The organism is uncultured Mucilaginibacter sp., assembly GCF_903913935.1.
Classification (GTDB): Bacteria; Bacteroidota; Bacteroidia; order Sphingobacteriales; family Sphingobacteriaceae; genus Mucilaginibacter.
Genome location: NZ_CAIWNH010000584.1, coordinates 1 through 3751, shown reverse-complemented (window position 1 = coordinate 3751; position 3751 = coordinate 1). Strand labels below are relative to the sequence as shown.

Here is a 3751-nt window from a genome sequence, read left to right as displayed (position 1 = left end):
GTTTTGCCGGCCCGCTGTTTATTGTTTTACCCGAAAATTATAATGGCCCGAAAGAAAAAATGATCATGAAATCATTTACCGGGTATAAAAGATTTGATATATCGCCATTGAGCAATAATTATATGCTTTATGAGGCGAAGGAGAAAAGATAGGGGGAATGTCATTAAGTCATTGGGTCATTAAGTCATTGGATGGTTGGCGAAAATGCTAACTCAATCAACTTAATCTAACCTATTCAACCCAATCAACTAACCGTTAATTTCCCTCCACAACAGATCCTTCAGCTCATCAATGTTTTTTTGAGCTACTGATGATATAAAAATTGAAGGGACATCCATTGGGAGTTCCTTTTTCATTTCAGCCTGGAGCTCATCGTCCAGCATATCCGATTTGGTAACAGCCAGCACCCTCGGCTTATCCAGCATTTCGGGGTTGTATTCTCTTAATTCGTGCAGCAGGATCTCGTATTCTTCTTTGATGCTGCGGTTGGTATCAGCCGGTACCATAAACAGCAAAACCGAGTTGCGCTCGATATGCCTCAAAAACCTGAAGCCTAATCCTTTTCCCTGCGACGCACCTTCAATAATGCCGGGGATATCTGCCATCACAAATGATTTGCCACCGCGATAGGCTACAATGCCCAGGTTGGGCACAATCGTAGTAAAGGCATAATCAGCGATCTCTGGCTTGGCCGCCGAAACTACCGAAAGCAGGGTTGATTTACCCGCATTTGGGAAACCTACCAGGCCCACATCTGCCAATATCTTTAGTTCAAGTACGTTCCATTCTTCTTTGCCGTCTTCGCCGGGTTGTGCAAAACGGGGGGTTTGCAGGGTTGGCGTTTTAAAATGCCAGTTGCCCAGGCCGCCGCGGCCGCCATCGGTTAAGATCCGGGTTTCCCCATCGGTAGTGATCTCGAATATTGTTTCGCCCGTTTCTGAATTTTTGGCAATGGTACCAAGTGGTACCTCCAAAATTTCATCACGACCGGTTTTACCTGATTTTAATGAGCTTCCGCCCGATTCGCCGTCGCCGGCGATCACATGTTTGCGGTATTTTAAGTGGAGCAATGTCCAAAGCTGGGCGTTTCCTTTTACGATAACATGACCGCCGCGACCGCCATCACCACCATCCGGTCCGCCCTTTGCCGTAAACTTATCACGGTGTAAATGCGAAGAACCTGCCCCGCCATGACCTGAGCGGCAACAAATTTTTACGTAATCAACAAAGTTTGAACCTTGACTCATTTTATTTCGGATTTCGGAATTTGGATTTCGGATTTGGGAAAATTTTCATTTGCGAATTATTGTTGGCTTACACCAAATAAATCCCAAATCGAACATCCGAAATCCGAAATTAATAAGAATCTATCACGGCAGCAATCGCATTAAAGATCTCCTCAACAGAGCCGATGCCGTTTATACTTTTAAATTTATGCTGTGCTTTATAGAAACCGGCAACAGGGGCGGTTTTGTCATTATATTCTTTTATACGTTTGCGGATCACTTCAGGATTGGCATCATCAGGCCTGCCTGAATCTTTACCCCTTAATAATAATCGCTGCTCCAGCTCTGTATCGTTCACTTCAAGCGCAATCATACCCGATATAGGAGCGTTTTTGCTTTCAAGCAACTGGTCCAGTGCTTCCGCCTGTGCTACTGTACGAGGGAAACCGTCGAAAATAAAGCCTTTTGCCTCTTTATTGGCATCCAGTTTATGGCTGATCATCCCGATAACCACCGCATCGGGCACTAAAACACCCTGGTCCATCAGCTTTTTTGCTTCCAGGCCCAGTTCAGTTCCTTGCGCTATTTCGCTACGTAGCAGATCGCCTGTTGAAAGATGGATCAAGCCATGTTTCTCAATAAGTTTCTGCGATTGGGTGCCTTTTCCCGCTCCGGGTGGGCCAAACAAAACCAGGTTTAGCATGCTCTATTTAAAATTAAAAGCCTTTCGGTACAATACAGAAAGGCTTTGGTTAAGTCCTGAGCTGATAATCTTGAGCCAGAAGGCACGAATAAAAGCCATTTCGACTTTGGACTCTGTACTTAAGACTTCAGACTTTAAGCTGTGCACTTGAAGGGAGTCGAACCCCTAACCTCCTGATCCGTAGTCAGGTGCTCTATCCAATTGAGCTACAAGTGCATTGTTTCAAGTGTTTTTGAAACGGGACTGCAAAAATAGGATTTCTTTTCAATCCTCTATAATATTTTTGAAAATTACTTTACAGCTGCTGCAATAGCGGCAAAATTCGGCAAATCACCTGCTGATTCAAGCACTTCGGCATAGATGATGTTTTGTTCTTCATCGATAACAAAAGCCGCCCGTTTTGATACGCCTTTAAGGCCTAAAACAAACTCTTCGTAAATAGCGCCATAGGCAGCGGATACTTCTTTGTTAAAGTCGGACAGTAATTCAAACTGGTAATTGTTTTCTTGTTTAAACTTAGCCAGGGTAAAAGGCGAATCAACAGAAATGCCTAAAATAGTAGCATTAAGGCCATCATAATAGCCAAAGCTATCGCGCATGGTACACAACTGTGTGGTACAAACGCCGGTAAAAGCCATCGGGAAAAAATGAAGAACAACTTTTTTGCCTTTAAAGTCGGATAATGAAACCGGTTTTTTTTCGGTTGAGATCAAAGTAAATTGTGGAGCGGCTGAGCCTGGTTGTAATGCCATAAATAGTTTTTTATGCAAAGAAATAACAATTATGCTAATGTTTTATACCGCTTATATAATTGTATGGTCAATTTTGGCATGCTGCAAACAAATACAGGTTGAATTGATTTTTTATGCAGATATATTTACCCTATGAAAGCAATAGTAATTACCCAGCCCGGTGCACCCAAAGTTTTACAGCTACAAGAACGCCCCATGCCGGCCTGCGCCCCTGATGAAGTACTGGTGAAAATTGCCGCGGCAGGCATTAACCGCCCTGACGTTTCGCAGCGCAAGGGGCATTACCCGCCACCTGCAGGTGCATCGCCGGATATCCCCGGGCTTGAAATTGCCGGCACGATCACTGAAACGGGCGCCAATGTTACCCGCTGGAAAGTTGGCGATAAAGTATGCGCCCTGGTGACTGGCGGTGGCTATGCCGAATATTGCAGCGTGCCGGCAGGGCAATGCCTGCCTATCCCCGGCAATTTAAGTTTTGTAGAAGCGGCATCCCTCCCCGAAACTTTTTTTACCGTTTGGAGCAACGTGTTCGACAGGGGTAAACTGCAGGCGGGCGAAACCTTGCTGGTGCATGGCGGGTCAAGCGGGATTGGCGTGGCAGCTATTCAAATGGCCAAAGCTATGGGCGCTACGGTGTATATTACTGCAGGCAGTGATGAAAAATGTAAGTTTTGTGAAGATCTCGGCGCAGCCAAAGCCATCAATTATAAAACTGAAAACTTTGCTGATGTGATCAAACAGCTCACCAATGGCAAAGGTGTTAACGTTATTTTAGATATGATAGGCGGCGATTATGCCGCGCCCAACATTAAATCCCTGGCTGTTGAGGGCCGACTGGTGCTGATCAATATGATGAACGGCAAAGATGTGCAGGTTGATCTGTCCCAAATCATGACCAAACGGCTCACCATCACAGGCTCCACCCTGCGGGCAAGGGACACGGCATTTAAAACAGCCATCGCCCAAAACCTCGAGAAAAATATCTGGCCGCTGCTGGCCTCGGGCAAAATAAAAGCTGTGATCAATGCCACCTTCCCGTTTGAAAAAGCTGCGGAAGCCCACCGGCAGAT

The 3751-nt window shown here is 45.5% G+C and carries 4 protein-coding genes and 1 tRNA gene; 1 reads left to right on the top strand and 4 read right to left on the bottom strand.

Going from position 1 to position 3751, the window contains the following annotated elements; genetic code table 11:
* Nucleotides 1-248: 248 nt before the first annotated feature.
* The 4 genes from obgE to QZY09_RS23715 all read right to left on the bottom strand — a co-directional run bounded on the left by obgE (nt 249) and on the right by QZY09_RS23715 (nt 2681).
* Nucleotides 249-1247, bottom strand: a complete 999-nt coding sequence (obgE, locus tag QZY09_RS23730; protein WP_295676933.1) for a GTPase ObgE — start codon at nt 1245-1247, stop codon at nt 249-251.
* A 109-nt stretch (nt 1248-1356) separates the two neighbouring features.
* Nucleotides 1357-1929, bottom strand: coding sequence for an adenylate kinase (locus QZY09_RS23725; protein ID WP_295676930.1), 573 nt, complete (start codon nt 1927-1929; stop codon nt 1357-1359).
* Between the two features lie 142 nt (nt 1930-2071).
* Nucleotides 2072-2145: transfer RNA gene (locus tag QZY09_RS23720), tRNA-Arg, on the bottom strand.
* Nucleotides 2146-2219: 74 nt separating this feature from the next.
* Nucleotides 2220-2681 (bottom strand): peroxiredoxin, encoded by a 462-nt coding sequence (locus tag QZY09_RS23715; protein WP_295676927.1) that lies wholly within the window; start codon nt 2679-2681, stop codon nt 2220-2222.
* Between the two features lie 132 nt (nt 2682-2813).
* Between QZY09_RS23715 and QZY09_RS23710 the strand changes: the two genes are divergently transcribed.
* The coding region (locus tag QZY09_RS23710; protein ID WP_295676924.1) for an NAD(P)H-quinone oxidoreductase at nt 2814-3751 on the top strand (938 nt) is incomplete at its 3' end.

What these genes read in the sequence shown, in the direction of transcription:
- QZY09_RS23725 (WP_295676930.1), bottom strand. Translation starts at nt 1,929, where the DNA reads ATGCTAAACCTGGTTTTGTTTGGCCCACCCGGAGCGGGAAAAGGCACC.
- QZY09_RS23715 (WP_295676927.1), bottom strand. Translation starts at nt 2,681, where the DNA reads ATGGCATTACAACCAGGCTCAGCCGCTCCACAATTTACTTTGATCTCA.
- obgE (WP_295676933.1), bottom strand. Translation starts at nt 1,247, where the DNA reads ATGAGTCAAGGTTCAAACTTTGTTGATTACGTAAAAATTTGTTGCCGC.